General features: G+C 43.2%; 21 protein-coding genes and 1 pseudogene. 7 read left to right on the forward strand and 15 right to left on the reverse strand.

The features are described 5' to 3' along the window. The first annotated feature begins 25 nt into the window (after positions 1 to 25). Both K8P02_RS14655 and K8P02_RS14660 read left to right on the forward strand, forming a co-directional pair. A complete protein-coding gene (locus tag K8P02_RS14655; protein ID WP_025867475.1) occupies positions 26 to 1,207 on the forward strand; it encodes an ABC transporter permease in 1,182 nt (393 codons plus the stop codon). Beyond that, positions 1,207 to 2,466, forward strand: a complete 1,260-nt coding sequence (locus K8P02_RS14660; RefSeq protein WP_002562225.1) for an ABC transporter permease — start codon at positions 1,207 to 1,209, stop codon at positions 2,464 to 2,466. Before K8P02_RS14655 ends, K8P02_RS14660 begins: the two co-directional genes overlap by 1 nt. 187 nt (positions 2,467 to 2,653) lie before the next feature. Here K8P02_RS14660 and K8P02_RS14665 read toward each other — a convergent pair whose 3' ends face one another. The 4 genes from K8P02_RS14665 to istA form a co-directional block, all read right to left on the reverse strand. Beyond that, positions 2,654 to 3,721 (reverse strand): SGNH/GDSL hydrolase family protein, encoded by a 1,068-nt coding sequence (locus K8P02_RS14665; RefSeq protein ID WP_223381443.1) that lies wholly within the window; start codon positions 3,719 to 3,721, stop codon positions 2,654 to 2,656. Positions 3,722 to 4,023: 302 nt separating this feature from the next. Continuing rightward, positions 4,024 to 4,449: an alpha-L-rhamnosidase C-terminal domain-containing protein gene (locus K8P02_RS14670; RefSeq protein ID WP_025867474.1), complete on the reverse strand. Its 426-nt coding sequence runs from the start codon at positions 4,447 to 4,449 to the stop codon at positions 4,024 to 4,026. 153 nt (positions 4,450 to 4,602) lie between these two features. Continuing rightward, positions 4,603 to 5,385: an IS21-like element helper ATPase IstB gene (gene istB / locus K8P02_RS14675; RefSeq protein WP_195351251.1), complete on the reverse strand. Its 783-nt coding sequence runs from the start codon at positions 5,383 to 5,385 to the stop codon at positions 4,603 to 4,605. Next, entirely contained in the window at positions 5,372 to 6,952 is a 1,581-nt protein-coding gene (istA, locus tag K8P02_RS14680) for an IS21 family transposase (protein WP_002558140.1), read from the reverse strand. Before istA ends, istB begins: the two co-directional genes overlap by 14 nt. 176 nt (positions 6,953 to 7,128) lie before the next feature. Here istA and K8P02_RS14685 point away from each other — a divergent pair. From K8P02_RS14685 to K8P02_RS14700, 4 genes and pseudogenes are all read left to right on the forward strand, one after another. Then, positions 7,129 to 8,718: pseudogene (locus tag K8P02_RS14685) on the forward strand (hybrid sensor histidine kinase/response regulator transcription factor); the annotation flags it as partial. A 380-nt stretch (positions 8,719 to 9,098) separates the two neighbouring features. After that, positions 9,099 to 9,464, forward strand: a complete 366-nt coding sequence (locus K8P02_RS14690; RefSeq protein ID WP_122202257.1) for a BlaI/MecI/CopY family transcriptional regulator — start codon at positions 9,099 to 9,101, stop codon at positions 9,462 to 9,464. An 18-nt stretch (positions 9,465 to 9,482) separates the two neighbouring features. Continuing rightward, a complete protein-coding gene (locus K8P02_RS14695; RefSeq protein ID WP_025867471.1) occupies positions 9,483 to 11,294 on the forward strand; it encodes a M56 family metallopeptidase in 1,812 nt (603 codons plus the stop codon). A gap of 140 nt (positions 11,295 to 11,434) precedes the next feature. After that, complete coding sequence (locus K8P02_RS14700; RefSeq protein WP_025867470.1) at positions 11,435 to 13,321, forward strand: TlpA family protein disulfide reductase; 1,887 nt, start codon at positions 11,435 to 11,437, stop codon at positions 13,319 to 13,321. A 208-nt stretch (positions 13,322 to 13,529) separates the two neighbouring features. Here K8P02_RS14700 and K8P02_RS14705 read toward each other — a convergent pair whose 3' ends face one another. From K8P02_RS14705 to K8P02_RS14745, 9 genes are all read right to left on the reverse strand, one after another. Then, positions 13,530 to 14,636, reverse strand: coding sequence for an Mrp/NBP35 family ATP-binding protein (locus K8P02_RS14705; RefSeq protein WP_025867469.1), 1,107 nt, complete (start codon positions 14,634 to 14,636; stop codon positions 13,530 to 13,532). 137 nt (positions 14,637 to 14,773) lie between these two features. Beyond that, entirely contained in the window at positions 14,774 to 15,532 is a 759-nt protein-coding gene (gene trmB, locus K8P02_RS14710; protein ID WP_007487253.1) for a tRNA (guanosine(46)-N7)-methyltransferase TrmB, read from the reverse strand. A 671-nt stretch (positions 15,533 to 16,203) separates the two neighbouring features. Then, on the reverse strand, positions 16,204 to 16,806 hold the full coding sequence (locus K8P02_RS14715) for a DUF975 family protein (protein WP_002562264.1): 603 nt from the start codon (positions 16,804 to 16,806) through the stop codon (positions 16,204 to 16,206). A 27-nt stretch (positions 16,807 to 16,833) separates the two neighbouring features. After that, the gene (locus K8P02_RS14720) at positions 16,834 to 17,853 is read right to left on the reverse strand and encodes a branched-chain amino acid aminotransferase (RefSeq protein WP_007487249.1); all 1,020 of its coding nucleotides are present in this window, start codon (positions 17,851 to 17,853) and stop codon (positions 16,834 to 16,836) included. A 50-nt stretch (positions 17,854 to 17,903) separates the two neighbouring features. After that, complete coding sequence (gene xseB, locus K8P02_RS14725; RefSeq protein WP_002562266.1) at positions 17,904 to 18,113, reverse strand: exodeoxyribonuclease VII small subunit; 210 nt, start codon at positions 18,111 to 18,113, stop codon at positions 17,904 to 17,906. Positions 18,114 to 18,117: 4 nt separating this feature from the next. Beyond that, positions 18,118 to 19,398 (reverse strand): exodeoxyribonuclease VII large subunit, encoded by a 1,281-nt coding sequence (gene xseA, locus K8P02_RS14730; protein ID WP_223381453.1) that lies wholly within the window; start codon positions 19,396 to 19,398, stop codon positions 18,118 to 18,120. After that, complete coding sequence (locus K8P02_RS14735) at positions 19,395 to 20,747, reverse strand: S8 family peptidase (protein ID WP_002562268.1); 1,353 nt, start codon at positions 20,745 to 20,747, stop codon at positions 19,395 to 19,397. The genes xseA and K8P02_RS14735 overlap by 4 nt, the downstream gene beginning before the upstream one ends. A gap of 19 nt (positions 20,748 to 20,766) precedes the next feature. Next, positions 20,767 to 21,852, reverse strand: a complete 1,086-nt coding sequence (mnmA, locus tag K8P02_RS14740) for a tRNA 2-thiouridine(34) synthase MnmA (RefSeq protein ID WP_007487246.1) — start codon at positions 21,850 to 21,852, stop codon at positions 20,767 to 20,769. Between the two features lie 111 nt (positions 21,853 to 21,963). Then, entirely contained in the window at positions 21,964 to 22,746 is a 783-nt protein-coding gene (locus K8P02_RS14745; RefSeq protein WP_007487244.1) for a class I SAM-dependent methyltransferase, read from the reverse strand. 127 nt (positions 22,747 to 22,873) lie between these two features. Between K8P02_RS14745 and K8P02_RS14750 the strand changes: the two genes are divergently transcribed. Then, positions 22,874 to 23,752, forward strand: a complete 879-nt coding sequence (locus K8P02_RS14750; RefSeq protein WP_007487243.1) for an exodeoxyribonuclease X C-terminal domain-containing protein — start codon at positions 22,874 to 22,876, stop codon at positions 23,750 to 23,752. Here K8P02_RS14750 and K8P02_RS14755 read toward each other — a convergent pair. Next, entirely contained in the window at positions 23,727 to 24,731 is a 1,005-nt protein-coding gene (locus K8P02_RS14755) for a metallophosphoesterase family protein (RefSeq protein ID WP_007487241.1), read from the reverse strand. The two genes, K8P02_RS14750 and K8P02_RS14755, sit on opposite strands and share 26 nt — an antisense overlap. A 41-nt stretch (positions 24,732 to 24,772) precedes the next feature. Beyond that, a complete protein-coding gene (ispF, locus tag K8P02_RS14760; RefSeq protein ID WP_007487240.1) occupies positions 24,773 to 25,261 on the reverse strand; it encodes a 2-C-methyl-D-erythritol 2,4-cyclodiphosphate synthase in 489 nt (162 codons plus the stop codon). Positions 25,262 to 25,339 lie beyond the last annotated feature (78 nt).

A 25,339-nucleotide genomic window follows, 5' to 3' on the forward strand; every position in this document is an offset into this window, starting at 1 on the left:
CATTATTAATTAGAACACTATTCATATGAAAGAAAGAGAAAAGAAATACATAGCCTTGTGGCTGGTCATGAAGCGCGAATGTCGCCGCCTCGTGTCACGTCCGCTTTATCTCTTTTGCATGGTTATTGCACCGCTGTTCTGCTACATATTCTTTACTACACTTATGGATTCGGGGCTGCCTACCAACCTGCCTGTAGGTGCGGTAGATATGGACCAGTCAGCCACCTCCCGAAATCTGATCCGTAATCTGGATGCTTTCGGACAGACGGCAGTAGTAGCACATTACGGAAGCGTGGCCGATGCCCGTATTGCCGTGCAGGAAGGAAAGATTTATGGCTTCTTCTATATCCCCAAAGGACTATCGGCAGATGCGCAAAGCCAGCGTCAGCCCAAGATTTCATTCTATACCAACAATTCCTACCTCATAGCCGGTTCATTACTCTTCAAAGATATGAAGATGATGAGCGAACTGGCGGCCGGAGCTGCCGGCCGTTCGGTACTTTATGCCAAAGGAGCTACCGAAGACCAGGCAATGGCTCTGTTGCAACCCATTGTGATTGATACACATCCGCTGAACAATCCCTGGTTGAACTACTCCGTCTATCTGTGCAACACATTGGTGCCCGGCGTACTCATGCTGATGATTTTCATGATCACTGTCTACTCCATCGGTACGGAAATAAAAGACCGCACCGCCCGTGAATGGCTGCGTATGAGTAACAACTCCATATACATTGCATTGGCGGGTAAGTTACTGCCCCACACGGTGGTATTCTTCATTATGGGTATCTTCTATAATGTGTACCTGTATGGTTTTCTGCATTTCCCGTGCAATAGTGGCATCCTGCCCATGATACTGGCTACCCTTTGTCTAGTGCTTGCTTCCCAATGTTGTGGGGTGGTGATGATAGGTACACTTCCTACGCTGCGTCTCGGATTGAGTTTTGCTTCCTTATGGGGAGTTATCTCGTTCTCCATTTCCGGCTTCTCATTCCCGGTAATGGCAATGCACCCGATTCTTCAGGCATTGAGTAACCTGTTTCCACTGCGCCACTATTTCCTGATCTATGTAGACCAGGCACTCAACGGTTACAGTATGGCCTATTCATGGCCCAACTATATGGCATTACTGATATTCATGATGCTTCCCTTCCTGGTGGTTCACCGCCTGAAAGAAGCATTGATATACTATAAATACGTACCCTAATGAAAGATATTACATTCAAAGAGAAAGTGAAACAAGGCATCAACGACCTGTTTTACATTTGGCTGCGAGAGTTCCGTACTACTTTCCGTGACCAGGGGGTACTTATCTTCTTTGTACTCGTACCACTGGTATACCCGCTCATCTACGGATTCATTTATACGAACGAAGTGGTACGCGAAGTTCCCGCCGTTGTCGTGGATGCTTCGCGAAGCTCACTAAGCCGTGAGTATCTGCGGAAAGTAGACGCTACTCCGGATATCAATATTGTGGCCTACTGTGCCGATATGGAAGAGGCTCAACAGATGTTGAAAGACCGGTTGGCTTATGGTATCATCTATATCCCTTCGGAATTCAGCCAGGATATTGCACGGGGCAAACAAACACAAGTCAGCATCTATTGTGACATGAGCGGATTGCTCTATTACAAGAGTATGCTGCTTGCCAATACAGCCGTGTCTCTGGATATGAACCGGGACATCAAGATAGAACGCGCGGGCAACACCACTGCCCGGCAGGACGAAATCACCGGTTATCCGATAGAGTACGAAGATGTTGCCTTGTTCAATCCCACCAATGGTTTTGCCGCTTTCCTGATCCCGGCCGTATTGATTCTGCTGATACAACAGACATTATTGCTTGGTATCGGTCTCTCGGCAGGAACTGCCCGGGAGAACAACCGTTTCAAAGATCTTGTACCCATCAACCGGCACTACAACGGAACATTGCGTATCGTTATGGGAAAGGGATTGAGTTACTACATGGTTTATTCGTTGGTATCGGTATATGTACTCTGCGTAGTTCCGCGCATATTCAGTCTGAATCAAATCGGGCAACCCGGTACCCTGGCACTGTTCATGCTGCCCTATCTGGCGGCCTGTATCTTCTTTGCCATGACCGCTTCCATAGCTATCCGCAACCGGGAGACGTGTATGTTGGTTTTCGTATTCACCTCCGTTCCCCTGCTGTTCATTTCGGGAATATCCTGGCCGGGAGCCGCCATCCCTCCGTTCTGGAAGTACTTCTCCTATATTTTCCCGTCGACGTTCGGCATTAATGGGTTTGTACGCATCAACAATATGGGAGGTACGCTTAGCGAAGTAGCATTTGAATACAAAGCCTTGTGGCTGCAAACCGGATTCTATTTCCTTACCACTTGCCTCGTATATCGCTGGCAGATTTTGATGAGCCGCAAACACGCGATCGAGCGGTATAAAGAGCTGAAAGAAAGGGAGAAGGGAGAATTGAGAAGGGAGAAGTAAGGAAAGAGTTCGCCATCAATAGAGAGGGTATCAAAAGTAAAACTCGTTATCAACCAAACACAGATGATCGCTGATTGACGCAAAGATTCAATTAAATCTGCGTCAATCAGCGATCATCTGCGTTTCTAAAAGTTGCATATTGAAGCTTTATCCGGCTTTCAACACACCTTCTTCAAAAGCAATGGTGCTATCGGATATGCTTTTTGATGATGGGGCAGACCAGTTCGGCATAACGCATCATCCCCAAGTCGGTAAAATGAACGCCATCTACGGTAGCCTCTCCATCATGCCCTAACATATCTTTTGATGAGATCATATAGATATTCTTCTCTCCCCGCTTTTTGAGCGACTGAAAAACGGCATTCACCGTTTCGTTCTTCCGTGCCACTTCCTCGGCAATACGCTGATCGAAACGGGTATGGGTAAAGATCGGATCTTCCAGAAAGATAACCGGAGTATCGGGATGCCTACTGCGGATGATTGTATAAAACTTATCGGCACGTTCCTTCATTTGTTGCACATTGGCATTGGGCACAAAATCGAGCACATACACGGAAGCATCTACGCCAGCCATTACCTCCGCTATTTCCAGATCGAGCAAAGCATTTCCGCTAAATCCTAAATTTATACATTCACGGTTCAGCCAACGGGAAATAATATTGGTATGCGCCATTCCCGGACGACTTGCACAGCCTCCCTGCAAGATGCTGGTACCATAAAACACTACCGGTTTCTCACGTATCGGAAGATTAATTTCCGGTTGGGAGATCTCTGCCAGCGAATCAACTCCAATGGAAAGTGAAGTCACACCATCGTAAAGTGGAAGATACAGCATATATTCCCGTTCCACCGGTTTCATATGGGAGATGATTTTCGCCTCGTTTACCTTACCGGACGGACGTCCGCTGTTGACAAATACCCACTTGCCATCCTGAAGGCAATAAAGATCGAGCCCTTTGATACCCGTCGGGGTCATGTGGTTCATGTTCCGGTTGAGAAGTACTTCCCACTTCGCGGCAATAGTGGTGGAATTGGAGCGGAAGCGCAGTGCCAGCCCGGCACTGTTTTGGCCCAATGCCCATACAGGCTTGCGAGAGATATTCCTTAGAGAATCGGGCAGCCTCTCATAGCGGGTTGCTGAATTTTGTGTTGCCTTACCCAACAATGGAAAGGCGGAAGCATCATGGTACACAAGCTGGCTTCTTAACGCCAACGTACAAAATAGCAAAGCTACTGCAAGGATGTAATTTTTCATATGTTACTGAAATTAAGACTCCCCAAAGGTAAGAAATAAAATTCATTAAGTAAAGAGAGAGGTTGGGAAAAGGCAAAGCGTTTGATTATTATTTTACACAAAACATTTCCCCGAAGCCGCACGTCATGCCCGGCTCCAGGGAGAGGGTACCTCGGCTCCGAGGAGAAGATCCTTCGGCTCCGGGGAGGAAGCTGCTCGGCTCCGGGGAGGAAAACGAGCTATACAATTGCTGATTATCAGCACATTACAAACACATCATTTAGCATTCCGAAACGCACACAGATAGTAATATTATACTACATTCACTCAATCATCGCCTGACGCACCTCCCCGTGCTGCAGGAAGCACATCATTGCTGAAAAGTGATAGGTTCCTGCCTCCAATGCGAAAGTAACCGTATCCTTTTGTTGAGACTCTAAACGTACTCCCTTTGCCTCTTTCCATCCGATACCTCCTTCTTTTACAGAAGCCAGACGGACATTCGGTAACTTCAAAAGAGCCGTGGTATTGGCAGGTATCACCACTTCGATATCCAGTTTACCATCCCGCACTTCCCAGTTGGAAACGATGGTACCATACATAGAGTTGTAGTGTGAGCGTACCTGTTTCGGTCCCTTTTCATTGATCCAAGGGGCTATGATGAACTCCTTGAATCCTGCTTCCGGACGCTGAATACCACCCAATGCCTCAATAAACCAAGTACCAATATACAGATAAGAGCTGTGCAAAGCAGACCCTCTGCATTCCCAATCTTCAAAGAAAGTACCGTTTGGAAAATCCAGTGTAAGATGCCCCCTAAAACCAAGCGATTCTATCCCCTGAAAATATTCAATAATGCCCCCTCAAAAAGTCTTGACCGATGGGGTTATTATTATTTTAGTTTATTTCCCTCTGTATGCCGCCATCTTCCGGACACTTTCTCCGTTTAACTCAATTCGGTGAGCCGTATGTATAATACGATCCATTATGGCATCTGCCACGGTAGGATCCCCGATTGCGTCATACCAATTATCCGTCGGCAGTTGCGAGGTAATGATGATAGACTTGCGTCCATGCCGGTCCTCTATTATATCAAGCAGGATGGGACGTTCCTTGGCGTCAAGGTTCACAAGGAATAGATCATCCAATATGAGCAGTGTGCTCCGTTCGATTCTCTTGAGTTCCGCTTCCAATGTGCCTTTTAATTTTGCCACTTTAAGCGTACCCATAAGTTTCGGGGCATTCGCATAATATGTCCGTATACCCTTCTTGCAGGCTTCATACCCCATGGCTGTGGCAAGGAAGCTCTTTCCGGTACCGGATGAACCGGTGATGAAGAGGTTCTGTCCCTGGCGAATGAACTCCAGCGAAGCAAGCCGCTCCATTTGGTTACGGTCAAGGCCACGCGGGATTGTATAGTCTATCTGTTCGAGGCAGGCCTTGTAGCGGAACGAAGCTCCGCGTATAAGACGTTGGATGGCCGCATTGGCGCGGTAGTCCCATTCCCTGGCAAGTAACATGTGTAGGAAAGAGTCGATTGTCATTGTTTCGGCCATGGTGGAGGCCAGGCTTTCAGTGAAGGCGGCTGCCATGCCATGTAACTTCATACGGTTCATCAGCTCGATTGTCAACGTATTGCGGTCTTTTTCGACTGCTATTGGGGGGGTAAGATTATTTGTTTCCATTGTTGTTCTTATTTAAATGTTTTGATTTTGCGAAGTAGGCTGCTCCGCGGATGTTTTTGTGGGTAGATGTTACTGGGACTTCATCATCAATGTCTTCTTTTGACAGGAAGTCTGCATCATCCCCACGCTCAAGGATTTGCCTTATTTCCTGATATCCGTATTGGCGCAGTTGCGTGGCGCATGCGCTTGCTGCCACCAACCGTTCCAGTCCGAAGGTCTTCTCCAGTGCCATGATTCCTTTGCATGAACGGAATGCCGCGGGAGGATACTTCTTGAGTTCCGCCACCTTGCGCAGATACAGCAACAGGACGTTATCCGTCTGACCGGCTCGTTCGTAAATCTGTTCCAGGTCCTTTTCGTAACTTCCATGGCGTCCAGGCAATCCGTGGGCATCCTTAGTCGTATAGGCATAGGGCGTGTCATCACGCTGATGTGTGGTCACCAGACGCAGGCCATGATATATATCCAGCGTGTCGGCATCATATACAATCTCGACACGTTTGCCTATATACTCTTTTGGTACACTGTAATGGTGAAGCCGGAAGGTGACGTAGCTGTTCCGCATTACCGTTGCGGAGCGTCGTTCTTTCATCTGATGACGTATGACGGGAAGTGGGCGGAGGCAGTCGGATTCAATCTGTTCAAACTGTTCCCGTCTGGACAGGGGACGTCCACTCATCCTGCGCCCGTTGAAGGCCGAGAGCGATTCGGAGATGGCCGCATTCAGAGATTCCAGCGAGTTGAATACAAGCCCCTCGATATCAGCATAGACAGAGCGGTAAAGCAGTTTCACGGCATTTTCCACCAAGGCCTTGTCTTTTGGATGACGTACCCGTGCGGGATATACGGTACATCCATAGTGTTCGGCAAATGCTGTAAACTCCTCGTTGATTACAGGCTCGTTGCGGTCGCTACGGGTCACGGCGGCCTTGAGGTTGTCAGGTACTATCGCCATCGGAACCCCGCCGTAAAAATGAAGAGCGTTCTCACACGCCCTGATCAGGTCCTGCCTTGACTGAGACCAGACCGCCTCGCAGTAGGTATAGTGGCTGCATGGAAGTATGGCCACGAACACTTCAACGCTGCGGCATTCGCCGTTTTCACTGTCAACTACCTCTAGTTTATCGCCAGCAAAGTCGATGTACATCTGGTCTCCGGCATAATGCTCGACATGCCCTACAACATGCGTTACCATGCGGTAGCGCATGAGATAGTTGCCGAAACTGGCATGTCTGTATCCGTTAGGATGTGTTTCGCGGTACTCTTCGTACAGGCTTTTCACTGTTACACCCCGGCGGCTAAGTCGGGCGGCATACTCAGGAAGAAGTGCCTCAAGCTCAAGTTGGCGTTGTGACGGAACCCTGTTGCGGCCAACACCCTCGGAGAACATCTCCTGGATGCGGGCGGAAGGCATGGCTGCCAGTTCCTTTATCGGTATGCCACACTCTTGAAACAGGCGCACATATCTGCGCACCGTGTTGCGGGACAGCTCAAAGCTCCTGCTTATCTGCTTTATCCCCATCCCCAATGCATAACACTGGAGAATGTTTGCTATCTTTGTTGTCATAGTAGAAATGATTTTATCCCACCGGTCAAGACGGGTATCAAATCTACGAAAAAAATCCCCTGACGGACATTGTCTGACAGGGGCATTTTTATATTGGAATCAATGGGCAGGATTATTTGGGCACAAGGGGATAGAATCGCTTGGTTTTAGGGGGCATCTTACACTGGATTTTCCAGTATGAGGGTAAATTGCGTTTCTTCACCAACATCACACATGAATTCTGTACTCCGTTAACTCTTATTTACGGACCGTGTGAACGTATCTTACATCATGAAAACAGTGATGTATTCATCAAAAAGTACGCTCAAATTATTAAATCAAATACAGAACGACTCAACAGTCTGATTCAGGAAGTGATAGATTTCCGCCGTATGGAAACAGGAAATCAGACATGCCATATACAGGAATTAAATATCAGCGAATTATCACAGGAAATTATCGAATCATTCAGCGAATTGGCTGAGCAAAATAATATCCTTCTCCAAACTGATGTTAGCCCCAATATTATATGGAGAAGTGATAACAGTTGTTTTACGAAAATACTGAATAACCTCATTTCCAATGCGTTTAAATACACTCCGGAAAAAGGAACTATTTTAATATCCGTAAAAGTAATAGACGCAAAACTGGAAGTTAAAGTATACAATACAGGCAAAGGTATCAGTAAAGAAAATATCCCTCTAATATTCAACCGTTACAGTGTATTGGATAATATCAAAGAAAATAGTATCAAGGGATTATCTTCCAGAAACGGATTAGGACTTGCTATCTGCCATAGTATGGTAGAATTGCTTCAAGGTATAATAAAAGTAGAAAGTGAGGTAAATCAGTATGCCCAGTTCACCGTAACATTACCTCAGCTGGAAATTACAGAGAATTCTTCCCAGAAGCAGGAAGATGTTCCGAAACTAATTCAAAAAAATAGTATGAACAGGCAAGAGCTCGAAAACGCAACTGCCGGAGATAAATGTGCACAACCGGAAGCAACTATTCTGATTATTGATGATAACAAAGAATTGTTGTGGATGTTGAAAGATATATTATCTGATGAATACGCCATTCTTACAGCAGAAAACGGAGAAGAAGGATTAGCTCTGCTAAAACAAGAAACTCCTGACCTGATCATTACAGATATTATGATGCCTAAAGTTGACGGAATCACCCTGACTAAACAAATAAAGAGTAATAAGCACACAGTGCATATTCCTCTGGTTATTCTGTCGGCTAAGAACACAACAGATGAGAAAATAGAAGGTATTGAATCAGGGGCTGATGCCTATATACCAAAGCCCTTCAACACCCAATATCTGGTAACAGTGATCAGGCAGCTTATCAAAAAACAAAGAGAGTTAGAACAATATTATAACTCTTCGGCCAGTGCCTTTGACTTTGGAGGCGGACAGTTATTGCAGAAAGAAGACAAAGAATATCTGCAAACAGCAAGAGAACTGATAAATAAGAATATGGATAATACACTATTCGGCCCCGAAGAATTGGCAGCCGCCATGCAAACGAGTAGCCGCAACCTATATCGCAAATTCAAAAACCTGAATCAACCGTCTCCAAAAGACTTTATAAAAGAGCAACGAATGACTTATGCAGCCAAGTTACTACTGACTACTACCCTTACAATACAGGAAGTCATGTACAAGACTGCATTCACGAACCGTTCTCATTTTTACAAAGAATTTGCTAAACGCTACAATCAGACACCCAGAGAATACAGAGAAGTAAACAAACAAAGAGATACCTCTCTGTCTGATTAAAGAAGTAATTTATGCGAATCTGTAGTTGGATAGTTGGTTCAAATCTGTTCAGAAATGAATAAGTTCACCACAGAGGACACGGAGGGCGCAGAGATATTATTTTCTCTGATGAAACGCGGATGAACGCAGATTAAAAAACTGTAGTTCTTTATTTTATCGTTATTTCCCTTTGCGAGAATTTGCGTTCATCTGCGTTTCAATAAAGATTTAAACTCTGTGTCCTCTGCGACCTCTGTGGTGAAATACCGTACAATAATGAACACCGCCCGGCATGCTTCTCAATGGCTTCTTTACTGAGTTTACATTATTTAACCCACTGACTATTGTTTAATTACGAATATTTCGTAGATTTGCAATATAATCGTAATTAAACATACTCCATGGAAAAGCTGACTATACAAGAAGAAGAAGTGATGATCTACATCTGGGAATTGGAAAACTGTTTTGTGAAAGAGATAGTAGCCAAGTTTGAAGCACCGGTTCCCCCTTATACGACCGTAGCATCCATAGTAAAGAATCTTGAACGAAAAGGATACGTCACGCCCCGCCGGGTAGGTAACACCTATCAATACACTCCTGCCATACGGGAAAGTGAGTATAAACGCAGTTTCATGAGCGGAGTAGTACGTAATTACTTCGAAAACTCTTACAAAGAGATGGTTTCCTTTTTTGCCAAAGACCAGAAAATCTCGACCAGCGACTTGAAAGAGATCATCGACATGATTGAAAAAGGTAAAGAAGAATAACGAATAAACAGTAAAATCATGACTCCGGAACTTGCCTATTTTCTAAAGATAAACGTAGGAATTATAGTATTCTATATATTTTACCGGTTATTCTTTTATAAAGATACATTTTTTCATTGGCGCCGGACAGCATTGCTTTGTTTTTTGGGAGTCTCTCTGTTTTATCCAATGCTCAACCTTCAGGAATGGGTAAAGGCACATGAGCCAATGGTGGTAATAGCCGATTTATATGCAACAACACTACTCCCTGAAGTGGTATTTGAAGAAACAATAACCCCAACTCATACAAACTGGCAGGAATTTGCCACCAATTCCCTAAGTATCATCTATTTTTGCGGAGTGATATTACTATTTATCCGTTTTATAATGCAACTGACCAGTATTATCCTCTTACGAATTCAGTGCAAAGTAACAGAGATACAAGGTGTACGTGTACAGATATTAAACAAAGCAAGTGGCCCCTTTTCCTTTTTCCATTGGATATTTGTCCATCCTGAATCTCATACTCAGGAAGAACTTGCCGAAATTCTTACTCATGAGCAGACCCATGCCCACCAGTTACATTCGGCAGATATAATGTTCAGTGAACTGATATGTATCGCCTGCTGGTTTAATCCTTTTATCTGGCTCATGAAGCGCGAAATACGAAATAATCTGGAATACATGGCCGATCAACGCGTCCTGCAAACCGGATACGACTATAAAGTATACCAGTACCATCTGTTGGGACTGGCTCATAACAAGGCTGCAGCAACTCTCTATAATAGTTTCAATGTTTTACCACTCAAAAACCGAATTAAAATGATGAACAAGAAAAGAACAAAAGAAATAGGAAGAACTAAATATTTGCTATTTCTTCCATTGGCTGCCTTGCTACTAATAATCAGTAATATCGAAGCAGTAGCCCGAACCACGAAAAATTTTGCACGGGAAGTAATACAAACTGTTGAAAAGTCAACAGAACAAGTAACAAAGGCTACCGGACAAATACCAGAACAGGCCACAGTAGAAGAAGTTACTATCCCGAAAGAAATTCCTGCCGATATAGACATAACCGACAAAGATCCTTCTGCCATCATGCAAAAAGTGAATACCGGAGATGATGATGATATTTTTGATGTTGTAGAAGAGATGCCCGTTTTTCCTGGCGGACAAACAGGTCTGATGGAGTTTATTGCTAAAAATTTGCGCTATCCTGTAAAGGCTCAAAAAGAAGGTATACAAGGACGTGTCATAGCACGTTTCATTGTAGAAAAAGACGGATCGGTTAGCAATCTGGCAGTAGCACGACGCTCTGCTAGTTCCGAACTAGACGCAGAAGCCATACGTGTATTGTCAACAATGCCTAAATGGACTCCGGGTAAACAAAGAGGAAAAGAGGTACGTGTAAAATATACAGTTCCCATCGCTTTCAGACTGAGCGGACCGGAAGTAGAAGAAATAAAAGACAGTAAACTGATGGAAGTGGTAGTTGTAGGATATGCTCCCAAAGATGACATCATAACCCCGGAAGTTGTTCTTGAAAGTGCAGAAATAATGCCCAAATATCCGGGTGGAGCCAGTGGACTAATGAGTTATCTGGCAAGAAATATCAAATATCCATTTGATGCCCAACAGAGCAAAACGCAGGGACGTGTTGTTATCCAGATGATAGTCAACAAAGACGGTCATGTTATCAGTCCGAAAGTAATACAAAGTGTCTCTCCTTCACTGGATGCCGAAGCTATACGTGTAGTAATGGGTATGCCACGTTGGGAACCCGGTAAAAACGATGGCCAAACGGTAGCTGTGCAATATACACTTCCTATCACCTTCAAACTTCAACAATAACTCTCTTTTAATACATTCATTGAAAAGAAAGAAGTAATCGCCTTTTATCATAGTGGTTACCTCTTTCTTTTTTACCAAAAAAGTAGTAAATAATAACTATATTATTCTTACTTTTGTAGATAACCATAAATAACAACACCATGAAACCATTCGTACTTATCACTTGTTTTCTGCTAAGTCTGACAACATTTACACAAGCTCAGGAAAGAATCATAGAACAACCTCCCTTCACCGCCTGGAGTTCTACAAGCATTGAAATAGATAAAGTAGCATTGAGTGACACAGCAACCGTACTACATATCAAAGCTTTTTATCGTCCTAAAAACTGGATAAGAATTGCTTCCGGGAGCTTTCTGAAAGGAAGTGACGGCGAATTATATCCTCTGCGCCACGGTATCGGCATCACTCCCGATCAAGAGTTTTGGATGCCGGAATCCGGACAAGCCGAATTTAAACTTGTCTTTCCACCCCTGCCAAAAGATATTACCTCTATCGACTTCTCCGAAGGAGATACAGAAGGCGCTTTCAAAATCTGGGGAATACAATTGGATGGTAAATTGCCTAAGCTAAAACTACCAGCTGAAGCAACAGAACGAACCAAGAAGCTCACTACCCTACCTACACCCAAAATAGAAAAAGGCAAAGCTCTCTTAGAAGGGCAAATACTTGATTTTGAACCGGGAATGTCTTCAAACTTCACTATCTACCTTAGAGGCGCTGTTAACCTGGAACAAAAAGTAGACATAAAAGTAAATGATAATGGACAATTCTCCAGCGAAATACCAGTCATTACAACAACACCCGCTACTCTTTATGCCGGAATAGAAGCAATTGATTTTTTATTAGTACCCGGAGAAAAGACAAATCTCTTCATCAACCAACGTGAGATTTGCCGTCGGCAATCCAAGCTGCATAAAGACAAAAAATCCAATGAAGCAAACGTCTACTACGGAGGATATCTTGCCGGACCCTCCGGAGAAATTGCTAAACTGAATTTTAAAACCAATATAGATGATGACTATCCTCAGTTCATCAAAGACCTGAAAGACAAAAATGCAGAAGAAGTAAAAGCGTATATCCTGAATAAACATAAAGAGAAACTCCGGCAGATTGATGCTCTTAAAGCAACAAAAGCCTGCAAAGAGATGCTTTGTTGTGCTGTAGACGCATCGGCTGCATCACTTCTCACGTTCGTTCCCGGAATCATGCAACGTGTACATATCACTAACTATAAGCTGAAGGACGAGCAAGTAAATGAATATATAAAGAATAATCCTGTCAGTCTTCCGGATGATTTTCTGAATGTATTACGGGATTTTCCCTCTCTTAATACCACACGGGCCATGTATGTTCCGCTCTATATGCGTCTCACCGGAAGCCCCATGTTCAGGACGGCATTCAGCAAAGCATTAGGAACAGACAAAGGGATTTATTTTGAACTTTCTACAGTAGCCGATGTACTGAACGGAATTAACGACTTTACACCTGTCACAGAAGAACAGTTGGCAAAAATATCCGCTTTATCAACTCCCGTCTATCTGGAAGCTGTGAAAGAGAAAAACGATGAATTACTGGCAAAAATAGAAGAGAACAAAAAGAAAACCGGATTTACCATAAATGAGGCCGGTGAGGTAAGTAACGAAGATTTGTTCGCTTCTATTATTTCCAAGTATCGCGGGCATACCTTATTAGTGGATTTCTGGGCAACCTGGTGCGGACCATGCCGCATGGCAAACAAAGCTATGATCCCCATGAAGGAAGAGTTAAAAGACAGGGATATCGTTTATATTTATCTGACCGGAGAAACTTCTCCAAAAGGTACATGGGAGAACATGATACCCGACATTCATGGAGAACACTTCCGGGTAACAGCGGATCAATGGAGTTATCTGATGAATTCATTCCAGATCAGAGGAGTGCCTACCTATCTGCTCGTTGACCGTGAAGGAAACATCACTTATAAAACAACCGGATTTCCCGGAGTAGATAAAATGAAGAGTGAACTACTGAAAGTACTCAATAAATAAGAATAAATACAACTCACCACAGAGTCTCACAGAGTACTAATTATCTGATGAAACGCAGATTAACACAAATGAACGTAGATTTAAAAGACTGTAATTCTTTATCTTATATGGTTTCCCTTTGCGAAAATCTGCGTTCATCTGCGTTTCAATAAAGATTTAAAACTCTGTGGTACTCTGTGGTAAAACAGATTTCAACTACTGATTCGCATTACTTATGCATTTCTACAATCTGTGTAGGTGCCTGTTCTACATTCCGCCGATCTACCTGGCGGACCACAGCAGCAGCCAATGATAAGAAAGCACGACCGGTAATTGTATTCTCATCCAATGCAGCAGGAGTTCCCTTATCACCGCTTTCACAAATACTTTGAACTATAGGAATCTGTCCCAGCAAAGGCACATTCATCTCTTCTGCCAGTTTCTTGGCACCTTCACGCCCAAAGATGTAATATTTGTTTTCGGGCAATTCGGCAGGAGTAAACCAAGCCATATTTTCGACCAACCCCAAGATAGGTACATTCACTTTCTCATTGGTGAACATATTAATACCCTTACGAGCATCTGCCAATGCCACAGCCTGTGGGGTGCTCACTACAACTGCACCAGTCAAGGCCAATGTTTGTACTACAGTCAGATGGATGTCACTGGTTCCGGGGGGCAAGTCAATCAGGAAATAGTCCAGTTCGCCCCAATCGGCATCACCAATAAGCTGTTTCAGTGCATTACTTGCCATACCACCACGCCATAAAGTAGCTTGATCGGGATCGACAAAGAAACCAATGGAAAGAAGTTTCACCCCATATTTCTCAACGGGAATAATCATATCACGCCCTCCAATTTTTTCGGCATAAGGACGGGCATCTTCTACCTGAAACATTTTTGGCATAGAGGGCCCAAAGATATCAGCATCAAGCAATCCAACTTTATAGCCAAGTTTGGCAAGCGCCACAGCAAGGTTTGCCGCTACGGTAGACTTACCGACCCCTCCCTTTCCGGAAGAAACACCAATAATATTTTTCACTTGCGGCAATAGTTTTCCTACTTCCGGACGTGCGGCCTGAATGGTTCTTACACTAATATTGCCTACAATTTCCACCTCTTTACTTACGTGAGTAAGAATAGCTGCTTCGGCAGCTTTAACCACCGACTTCATAAAAGGATCGGTAGGCTTTTCAAAAAGAAGGGAAAAAGAAACTTTCATCCCTTCAATGCGGATATCATCCTCCACCATACCGGCTTCAACAAGATTCTTACCGGTACCGGGATAACGCACTGTTGCCAGCGCATCGAGTATTAACTTTGGATAAAGAGTCATTTTATTTACGATTTGACGATTTACAATTTGACGATTGAAATTACTTAGATTTACCATAAGACGATTGGGATTACCTATGACTACAGGAAGAAAGATTCTTCAATCGTAAATCGTCAATCGTCTAATCGTAAATCTGATTATTTACTTGTTTGTAACCCGCTCCTCTTACTACGGTTATAGCTACGATACGAGTCGAGTTCTATTTCAACATCCGGCTCTTGCAATTCACCTTGCTGCGGAAGCCGAAATTTTATATACTTAATATTCAAACCACGATCAAGCCATTGTTGTTCATAATAAGTCTTGATTCCCAAAATATCATCTACAAGACCGGAATGATAAAGATCTTCGGTGATAAACTCTACCGGAAACTTATTCTCTTCGATCATATATCGGGTATAGGTGAACATGAAGTTACTATCCGTCTTCAAATGAATGATTCCATCTGGTTTGAGAAAGCGGCGATAACGCTCCATAAAATGAGTAGAAGTCAATCGCTTGGTAGCCTTCTTCATTTGCGGATCAGAAAAGGTAAGCCATATTTCACTCACTTCACCCGAGCCAAAAAAGCGGTCTATTATTTCAATATTCGTACGTAGGAAAGCCACATTCTTCATACCTATTTTCAAGGCTTCGGTAGCTCCGGTCCACATACGTGATCCTTTGATATCTACACCAATAAAATTCTTATCCGGAAACATCTGTCCCAGTCCTACGGTATACTCTCCCCTACCACAACCCAGTTCGAGCACTATCGGATGATCATTACCAAAAAATGTTTCATTCCACTTGCCCTTCATTTCAAAAGGCACATTGTCCGCCACAGAGTAAGGATACTCAAACACATGCGGATAACTTGCCATATCGGCAAACTTCTCTAATTTTCCTTTTCCCATATAATCAATCTGGTTTGTCTGCAAAGTTACTTACTTTCGACGGAAACGGCAATCAGGTAGGAAGAATATTTCATAGATGTCAAATAGTCATTCAAGACATTTATATATAAAATCTGCTTCTTTCTTAAATTAATACCTTTTCATAGGAAGTAAAGTTACGGACAATTAAAGGTAAACTATAATCAAAAGTTTCAGTTGTAAGATTAAAACTTTAAGTTTTATAACCAAAAGTTCCGGTTATAGAATCAGAAGTTTTGGTTATAGATTATAAAAGAGAGAATAGTAGTTTTTTTCCTGATAAAAGGTAGTTCATATCGCCTTGTTTTGAACAAATATATGCAATTAAGCTGAGTCCGGTTTTCAACTACTGATTCGCATTAATAATAAGAGACTTCATTTTATAGTCCCTAAAAGATAGATAAGTATGAAAGTAATATGGCTAATTTTAATTATATTGATTTGTACAGGATGTACCAACAATAGAAAAATCCAGCAAACTGGTTTGGAAAATAATCTGATATCTTATTCTGATATTATGAAACAGAATGACTATCATACTATTTTTAATGAATCTATGAAGAGAGGCATAAAAAAACGCAGATTATCGCAAAAATAAATGGAGTACAGATTTCTCCGCACTCCATTTATCCATATTATATAAGAGTTTTATCTTAAGCTTCAATAATAACCTCTTCTTCTACAACTGTCTGCGCTTTCAAATCTTCATAGAAAGCAGCATGAGCAGATTGTACATAAGGTTGTAGGAAAAGGAATCCGATACCAAAAGTAAAAAGACACAAAATAGCCCAACCGATAAAGCTAAGATCAAGCAAGAACAATTTCATCTTGTTACCATCCATCATAGCCATACTTTTTTCGATAGCAGCATTATTAGCCAACTCCGGTTGATCTTTCAGAATAAAGTCCGTCATTGCATACGAATAGTTCTTAATAATACCAGGAATGACGAGCAACAGCGTCCATAAAAATGTATAAATAGCCTGAAGCAATTTAGTACCAACAATACGGCCGAAATCATTGAATCCATCAAACAGACCTCCGATGTTCATTTCACCACCTCTCATTACGCTCAGCATCACAATAGAGTATCCATACATCATAGGCAATGCAACCAATATAGTTCCAACAACCGGAATGTAAGAAGCAGCACCCGATACAGCACCAAATACGAGAGTAGTTACTGCTCCCATCACCCATTTGTCAGTAAGAGCAACACGTGCTTCTGCACGCAATTCTGAATTTTGTTTCAACATAATATATAAGATTTAATTAAATAAATGTCATTCTACAATAGTTACCCATCCGTGTGTATCCGGTTCGTCGCCATATTGGATAGCACGTAGTTTATGGTACAATTTTGTACAGATCGGGCCTGGTTTACCATCCTTAGAGATAATATATGAATGATCATTTTCCGGATCATCAATACGCTGTATCGGGCTGATCACGGCAGCAGTACCACAAGCACCGGCCTCTTCAAGAGTTGCCAGTTCTTCTTCGGGCACCGGACGGCGCTCTACTTTCAATCCCATGTCTTCTGCCAGCTGCATAAGACTCTTGTTGGTGATGGAAGGAAGAATAGATGTTGATAATGGGGTAATATAAGTATTATTTTTAATACCAAAGAAATTGGCTGCACCACACTCGTCCATATACTTCTTCTCTTTTGCATCGAGATAGAACTCAGCCGAATATCCAGCTTCGTGAGCTTCCATACTTGCACGCAGACTGGCAGCATAATTACCACCTACTTTATAAGTACCTGTTCCCAGCGGAGCTGCACGGTCATATTTGCGTGTGATTACGTAAGGAGTAGTTGCAAACCCACCCTTGAAGTAAGGACCTACCGGCGTTACGAAGATTACAAAGAGATATTCGTTAGCAGGACGTACACCTACCTGCGCACCGGTACCAATGAGTAGCGGGCGGATATAAAGAGAAGCTCCTGTTTCATAAGGCGGAATAAAACGTTCGTTCAGTTTTACAGCTTTCAGAACAGCCTCTTTGAAACGGTCGGTCGGAAGTTCCGGCATAAGGATTCCTCTACAAGTAGATTGCAAACGTGCCGCGTTCTCTTCAAGACGGAAAATACGAACTTTACCATCTTTACCACGGAAAGCTTTCAAGCCCTCAAATGCCTCCTGACCATAGTGCAGACAAGTGGCAGCCATGTGCAGGTTAAGGATTTCGCTACTGCTTATTTCCAATTCGCCCCATGCACCATCGCGATAATTAATTCTCACGTTGTAATCTGTCTTCATATAGCCGAATGACAGATTAGACCAATCTATTTCTTTCATATTAGTATGTATATTAGTTAAATTCTGCTATCAGACAACAAAAATAACTTTTATTCTTTAGATTGTAGCTTTTCATGCAACAATTTTTCGACTTCCCGATCAGCTTTTGTCAGTTTCTCCGTACAAAATGCAATTATTTCATTGGCCTCCTTTATTTTTTCTGCCAACACATCTATTTCAAGTTCATTATTGTCAATCTGACGAACAATCTTTTCCAGGCGCTCCATAGCCTGAGAATAGGTTTCTTTTTTTACAGACATAATTTTATTTACGATTAGACGATTTACAATTAGATGATTGAAGTAACTCTGAATTTACGATTGAAGTTAGTTCTCCGTGATGCAAGCGAGTGATGATTTCGTCACCGAGAGATACCTGGGAAGCATCGGTGACGGGTTTACCTTCTTTCAGAGTGATACTATAGCCACGGGCAAGGAGTTTATCGGGAGAGGCATCAGTGATACGCTGCTGAAACAGTTCCAGGCGATGGCGCTGACGAGCCAGTAAAGCAGCAGAGACTTGCATTAAATCTTTGCTTGCTGTCAACAGGCGAAAACGTGCATCTGACAACCGATGAACCACTAATGCGGGAATACGCGCCTGGCAAGACAAGAGTCTTCCGGATTCACGTTCAAGAAAAGCAGAAGCACCTTCGCGAAGACGGGTAGACAGATATTCCAGTTGGTCCGTAGCTTCATCCATACGGTTTATTAGTAATTCGGCAGCGGCAGTCGGTGTCTTCACCCGGGTATGCGCCACAGAATCAAGCACCGTGTCATCACGTTCGTGCCCAATACCGGTAATTATGGGTAATGGAAATTGTGCACAGGCAGCTGCCAGCAGATAAGTATCAAAACCGGATAAATCGGACGTCGCTCCTCCGCCACGAATGATAACAACAACATCAAAGTCGCCTAGCCGGGCATTCACACGGTCGAGTGCAGACAGAACGGATTCTTCTACCTGATTACCCTGCATCATAGCTGGAAACAATTCCGTATAAAAGAAAAAGCCACGGGAATTGTGCTGCAACTGATGGCAAAAATCTCCGTAACCGGCAGCAGTAGCCGAAGAGATAACAGCTATACGCTGCGGCAACAGAGGCATTTCAAGTTCTTTATTTAAGGTCAGTACTCCCTCTTCTTCCAGCTGCTGCAATATCTCGCGACGGCGGCGTGCCATATCGCCCAGCGTGTAAGTTGGGTCAATATCCAGCACAGTCAGGCTATAGCCATATAGCTCATGAAACTGAACAGTCACCTTCACCAATACTTTGATACCGGAACCGAACATCTGTCCGGTTGCTTCTTCAAAATAAGGTTTCAGCAACCGAAATATATTGCTCCAGATCATCCCCCGCGCTTTGGCAATAAGATTATTGCTACGAGGATCTTTCTGTATAAACTCCAGATAACAATGTCCCGTACTGTTGGACCGCACATCACTCAGCTCCGCCTGTATCCAGTATTCATCGGGCAAGCATTGTTCCAGGCTCCGTCGCACCAACGCATTGAGATCAAAGAGAGTCAGCGCTTCCTGTTTCATTTTGCAGACTGATAAGCTTTCCACATATCAGGAATCCCGTATCCATAAATATTGTCGGGATATTTGGCACGATCTCCCGAACGGCGAACCAGTTCAATGATCTCCTTTGCCGTCAGATTGGGAAGTGCCTGCCACAAGCAAGTCACCATACCACACATGATAGGTGAAGAGAACGAAGTACCGTTGGCTCTTCTCAATACACCATCCGTCCCCATTACGTCCGAACCTAAACCTACTGCCATTACATCAGGTTTTACACGGCCATCGGCTGTATTTCCGATAGAAGAGAAGGGAGCCAGTTCACCTTTTTTACTAATAGCACCTACCGTAAGTACATTGTCTGCATCTCCCGGAGGAGTCGTTTTTTTCCAAGGTCCCGAACCGGCATTCCCGGCACTGCACACTACAATCATACCCTTATCTGCTGCCTTTGCAGCCTGGCGGGACATCAAAGCGAAGTGACCGTCCAGATCACGATAACGATAATCTTTTGATTTATCATCAAAAGCATAATATCCCAATGAAGTATTTACCACATCTACTCCCACACTATCGGCAAATTCAATGGCAGCCGCCCAGTAATCCTGTTCCACTAAATGTTCGGAATATTCATCCTCGCTACGTAAGAGCCAGAAAGAAGCCTCAGGAGCCGTACCAATCATCACATGAGGCTGATTCATACCAATGCATGAAAGTACACACATGCCATGACTGCTCTCGGCATAAATGTCAGCTTGGGGATTTACAAAATCTTTTGTACCCAGAATGTTGATATTCTTCATCGCATCTATACTGTCAGCATTATGAAAACCTGCATCAATCACAGCAATCGTCATCCCTTGTCCTTTAAATCCTGCTTTATGCAGCTTGTCGCCATTGCTTATCCGGATCTGGCGGAGTGCCGGTCCATAGGCTTCTTTTATCCACAAAGGGGTATTTACCAATGAATCGCGTTCGGTAGCCATCGTAGGATTCTTTGGATCGGGCGCAATCCATACCTTTTCGGTAGCACGGACAAAAGGAAGTTTGGCTATCTTATCTATCAATGTCGTATCGTTGCAGGACACAGTAACAAAGTTGTCCCATTTTCCCATAGTGACAATATTCACACCTTTCTTACGAATAGCATCCACGTACTTACGGCACACCGGTAAGTCGGTAGAGTCTATTGCCAACCGCTGTTTCTGACGACGTTCAATAGCTTTCTTTGAAAGAAACTCTTCCGGACGATCTAATGAATAAGTGGTGACAGCCTTATCTCTGAGACTGATGCGATACTTCAATGTGTCCTGTTGCGCCGATACTCCGGTAGTAGCAAGAAGCAGAGCGCCCAAAATTAATTTTCTCATACTTTATATTCGGTTTCTATTAAAAATCTTTGTTTTCTTCAATCACAAGGCCAATCCCCCGCTGTGAAGCTATAAATGCACCACCTATCACCCGACGGCCATCATAAAACACTGCCGACTGCCCGGGAGTAATAGCCGAGGCCTCTGCAAGGAACTTCACGAACAGCCGTCCATCTTCCAATCGCTTCACCCGGCAGGGTATCGGGCGGCTGCGATAACGAATACGTACCGCCAGATTCTGGCATGATAATACTTCCTGCTCATCAATCAGGTGATCCTGATCGGCGAGCATATATCCGACATGTAACTGTTCAACATCCCCCAGCATTACAGTGTTCTTCTGTGGATTGATTTTCAGCACGTATGCGGGTTTACCCAAAGCAATCTCAAGTCCTTTCCGCTGCCCGATTGTATAATAAGGAAACCCTTTATGCTGTCCCAACTTCACTCCTTCCGAATTGACAAACCATCCCGGACCAATCTCCGTATCCAGTTCGGGATATTGCTCACGCAGAAAATCACGATAATCTCCTCTGATAAAGCAGACTTCCATACTCTCGCCTTCTTTTGATTTGGCTTCATACCCTTTTTCACGCAGATAATCCCGTACTTTCAGCTTGGTATAGTTTCCCAAAGGGAAAATGCAACGCCTCAATACATCCTGACCCAGACGCCAAAGGAAATAGGACTGGTCTTTTTTATCATCATCTCCCGCTACGATATATATATTCCCATTACGTTCTTCCAACCGGGAGTAATGTCCGGTAGCAATCCAATTACAATTCAGGCGATCCGCCCACTCCGTCAATACACGAAACTTAAACAACGGATTGCACATCACGCAGGGATTAGGGGTTCGCCCCTGACGATATTCATCAATGAAATTCTTTACGATTGTATCTTTGAAAGGTATCCGTTCGTCGGCTACATAGTGTTCAATGCCCATTCGCGCAGCCAGTTCTCTGGCATCCTGCGGTTCATCTCCCCACACACGCATGGTTACACCTACTATTTCGTATCCTTGTTCTTGTAGCATCAGGCAGGTGGCTGTGCTGTCTATACCGCCACTCATACCTACTAATACCCGCTTATTTGGTTCTTTCATGCAAAGTCTGATTATTGTATGCATGCAAATGTACAGTATTCCGCTCAGATAGCCATACGGAGCAGAAAAAAAGTGAAACAACTGCTATATAAACCAGATATCCGGTGAATATCACGCAGAGGCATCAAGTATATAAAAGCAGGATGTTGTAAAATAGTTCCTTACATAGGGGATGTTTGCAATAAAAGGAGAAAGCACACAAGGGCGTAACCGAAATTTCACTTCATAATGTGGATTAATAAACCAGAACTTACGTTGGCGAATGGAATAGCCTGTTTTACGAGCCAGACGCTCGAACATTTCAATGGTGGTACGACAGGATTTAATGTCAAGCAACTCAGCAATGCAGACTTCACTCTCCCCACAGATTTTCAACACACTGCGATAAAGAGGACGCGGTAATAAATGCAGAAATGGCCAGTGAGAAGCTACTTTACTATGACAGATCTGTTGATGCCCTCCGAAAGGCATTTGCCAGGCAGGAAAACCAATAAATACAACTCCGCCGGGAGCCAGAAACTGCCGGATATGCTGCAACATTGATTTTTTATCACCAATATGCTCAATTACATCATGAATCAGGATAACGTCATACTTCTCTTTTTCAGGAGTCATATCAAAAACATTCACAGCCTTGAATTGTGCAGCACAACCCGATTCAGCAAAAAACTCACGGGCTTGCAGAATACGTGTTTCAGCCAGGTCAATGCCTGTTACAGAACACTGTCGCTCGGCAAAGGGCAAAAGATTCCCCCCGTCGCCACAGCCTATCTCAAGAATACGGGTAGATGAAGTGATAGGAAAAAACTCTTCCAGGTAGGGAAGAAAATACTTTCGGCTACTAACAGCCAGTTCATCAAAGTAGCGTTTGCGATTGGTATGTCTGTCCTGCATCGTTATTTTGTATTCTATATTTTGACTACAAATCTATCCATTTCTCTGAAGTATTACAAAATAATCCCGGCATAATTTGATTATTCGGGAAAAAACACTATATTTGAAAATAAGAAATCTCATAAATATGGCTAATCCAAGACTGCCGGGAATACCCGAAACTGAAGAAATCCTCTTGTACGCCAAACTAAATGAGTACAATCGGGGAAGAACATCTTTCAAAGAAGCAGGTGCTTATCTCATAGTGCTACCACATCCGGGATATAATAGTTATTCGCTGTGGATTTACTCACCGGAACCCCAAAGACAATCCATCTTATTCATACACGATCTTTCGACAGATATCTATGAAGCATTACGAATGGCCAGTACCATGTTTTACTTCTCAAGACGCTGCCTGCTCATTGTGGAATATAATAAGAAAAGAATGTTGAGTAATGGAGATGATATTATCTCTTTCGGAAAATACCGTGGCCACTATTTACACGAAATACTTAAAATAGATCCCGTATATATGAGCTGGATAGCTTATAAATATACCCCAAGAATCCCTAAACAAGAACGCTTTGTGGAAATTGCCAAAGTGTACCACTCCATACACCTGGACCTCATGCTACGGAAAGCAAAACAAAATCAGGAAACAGGGCGTTTTCTGGGTAACATAGGTGATAAGGTAGCAGATCTGACCTTAAAAGTCATAAAGGTAAAAATAGAGGATGACCCATATAAAACCCGGATAAACGGTACAACCGTACAGTTTTATATACGGCAGATTGTAACACTAACCGATACTTCCGGAAATCTGGTAGTTATCCGGTTCACGGCTAAAAGCCCAAGTGGAGAATCCTGCCGGATACCCGCCACGGAACATGCATATCAAACAGATGAAATAATACACATAAGTTCAGCGCGCGTGGCACGTATCTACAAAATACGTGGCTCGAAGTATACCCGCCTGAGCCACGTAAAATTACAGGAAGTTAGCGCTTACGCCAGTCGTCTTTAACAAAGCTGGCCGGATAGGATACTTTATCTATAACCTCTCCTTTCAAACGAATCCAGGAGGTGAAAGTACGGGTACCTTCATTCAGTTCGATCACCCGCGCTCCGTTAGGTAAGTGATTGTATACGGTGTTTCCTCCGGTATAACGCCCGTAGGCCAAAAGGATGCCTTTCCACATTACCGCATAATCATTGTCATGATCGTGTCCAACGAAAGTAGCCATAACATCACCCGATTCTTTCATCGCAGTAAACATACCCGAATTTATTTTCGGTGCGCAGGCCCTTTCCATACGTGTACCACGCAATATCGCATTTTCATCCTCGGCAGCTTCGTTGTATTCGGGCAAGGGGATGTGAAAGAAAGCAACGGCAGGCAACGGTTGACCATTATTGGCCGCTGTATAGGCAGCACTCTGATTGCGGTACCAGGCTATCTGATCAAACGTAAACCAATTGTAACCATCAACATCCTTCATCGGAGAATAAGAATGAGAATCCATGCAATAAAGCAAAGCAGCTTCCTTTGCATCAGAAGATGACTTTACGGTTAACACATAATCCGGTGATGAAACATTACCACGGTCGGGAAGAAGATTGTAGGGAACCTCACGAATTAAATCATAAAGTTGTTCACGGGTCATCTTTTGCTCATCATCGTGGTTACCAAAAGTCACCACAAAAGGAATCTTACGGTTGGAAACCTGTTCTAATACTTTATGCATGCCACTGTCTGCAGGAGCAGCATAAATAACATCGCCGGTAAATACAACCAGATCGGGATGCTCGGTATCCAACACTTCATTGATGCGTTCGAGAGCAACATCTGAAGCCGGATTACCATATTTAAAGTGTACATCGGTAAATTGTACGATCTTAAACTTACCATCCTTGTTAAACTTAAGTTTTGTGTTTTGGGCAAAGCCAGATGTAGCACCCCAAAGGGAGAAAAGCAGCACAAACAGTACTTTTAATTTAATCATGATACTAATAATTTAAAGGTTAGAATATGTGTTTGGGTAGTTTATTTACAATCCGTTTTTTCAATCAATACAGTGGCATAGGCCGATATACCTTCTTCGCGACCTGTAAAGCCCAACTTCTCTGTTGTTGTAGCTTTAATAGAAACGTCATCCACATCTATATCCATCACTTCTGCGAGTTTCGTCTGCATAACAGGAATATGTGCTTTCAGTTTCGGACGTTCTGCACAGATAGTAGCATCGATATTTCCTACTCTATACCCCTTGGTTGCAATCAATTCAACAGTTCTCTTTAATAATATCTTACTGTCAACATTCTTAAACTCTCCGGCTGTATCGGGAAAGTGATAACCAATATCACGCATATTGGCAGCTCCCAGTAAAGCGTCACAAATTGCATGTATCAGAACGTCTGCATCAGAGTGCCCTAATAATCCTTTTTCATGTTCCAGGAGAATACCTCCTAACCATAATTCACGTCCTTCTACCAACTGATGAACGTCAAACCCAAAGCCTACACGTATCTTCATCTTTATATCTTTTTCTTTAAAATCAGTAAAAAATTAATTTCAGCCCGAAGCTATCCATTTTTCTCCGGATTACATCTA

The organism is Bacteroides nordii, assembly GCF_019930665.1.
In the GTDB taxonomy this organism is placed as follows: domain Bacteria; phylum Bacteroidota; class Bacteroidia; order Bacteroidales; family Bacteroidaceae; genus Bacteroides; species Bacteroides nordii.

Excerpts from the sequence above, each read along its gene's own strand:
- istA (WP_002558140.1), bottom strand. The coding sequence starts at position 6,952 with ATGACAACAAAGATAGCAAACATTCTCCAGTGTTATGCATTGGGGATG.
- K8P02_RS14700 (WP_025867470.1), top strand. The coding sequence starts at position 11,435 with ATGAAACCATTCGTACTTATCACTTGTTTTCTGCTAAGTCTGACAACA.
- K8P02_RS14660 (WP_002562225.1), top strand. The coding sequence starts at position 1,207 with ATGAAAGATATTACATTCAAAGAGAAAGTGAAACAAGGCATCAACGAC.
- xseA (WP_223381453.1), bottom strand. The coding sequence starts at position 19,398 with ATGAAACAGGAAGCGCTGACTCTCTTTGATCTCAATGCGTTGGTGCGA.
- trmB (WP_007487253.1), bottom strand. The coding sequence starts at position 15,532 with ATGGGAAAAGGAAAATTAGAGAAGTTTGCCGATATGGCAAGTTATCCG.
- K8P02_RS14655 (WP_025867475.1), top strand. The coding sequence starts at position 26 with ATGAAAGAAAGAGAAAAGAAATACATAGCCTTGTGGCTGGTCATGAAG.
- mnmA (WP_007487246.1), bottom strand. The coding sequence starts at position 21,852 with ATGAAAGAACCAAATAAGCGGGTATTAGTAGGTATGAGTGGCGGTATA.
- K8P02_RS14665 (WP_223381443.1), bottom strand. The coding sequence starts at position 3,721 with ATGAAAAATTACATCCTTGCAGTAGCTTTGCTATTTTGTACGTTGGCG.
- K8P02_RS14690 (WP_122202257.1), top strand. The coding sequence starts at position 9,099 with ATGGAAAAGCTGACTATACAAGAAGAAGAAGTGATGATCTACATCTGG.
- K8P02_RS14695 (WP_025867471.1), top strand. The coding sequence starts at position 9,483 with ATGACTCCGGAACTTGCCTATTTTCTAAAGATAAACGTAGGAATTATA.
- istB (WP_195351251.1), bottom strand. The coding sequence starts at position 5,385 with ATGGAAACAAATAATCTTACCCCCCCAATAGCAGTCGAAAAAGACCGC.
- ispF (WP_007487240.1), bottom strand. The coding sequence starts at position 25,261 with ATGAAGATACGTGTAGGCTTTGGGTTTGACGTTCATCAGTTGGTAGAA.
- K8P02_RS14715 (WP_002562264.1), bottom strand. The coding sequence starts at position 16,806 with ATGTTGAAACAAAATTCAGAATTGCGTGCAGAAGCACGTGTTGCTCTT.
- K8P02_RS14750 (WP_007487243.1), top strand. The coding sequence starts at position 22,874 with ATGGCTAATCCAAGACTGCCGGGAATACCCGAAACTGAAGAAATCCTC.
- K8P02_RS14755 (WP_007487241.1), bottom strand. The coding sequence starts at position 24,731 with ATGATTAAATTAAAAGTACTGTTTGTGCTGCTTTTCTCCCTTTGGGGT.
- K8P02_RS14720 (WP_007487249.1), bottom strand. The coding sequence starts at position 17,853 with ATGAAAGAAATAGATTGGTCTAATCTGTCATTCGGCTATATGAAGACA.
- K8P02_RS14705 (WP_025867469.1), bottom strand. The coding sequence starts at position 14,636 with ATGACTCTTTATCCAAAGTTAATACTCGATGCGCTGGCAACAGTGCGT.
- xseB (WP_002562266.1), bottom strand. The coding sequence starts at position 18,113 with ATGTCTGTAAAAAAAGAAACCTATTCTCAGGCTATGGAGCGCCTGGAA.
- K8P02_RS14745 (WP_007487244.1), bottom strand. The coding sequence starts at position 22,746 with ATGCAGGACAGACATACCAATCGCAAACGCTACTTTGATGAACTGGCT.
- K8P02_RS14735 (WP_002562268.1), bottom strand. The coding sequence starts at position 20,747 with ATGAGAAAATTAATTTTGGGCGCTCTGCTTCTTGCTACTACCGGAGTA.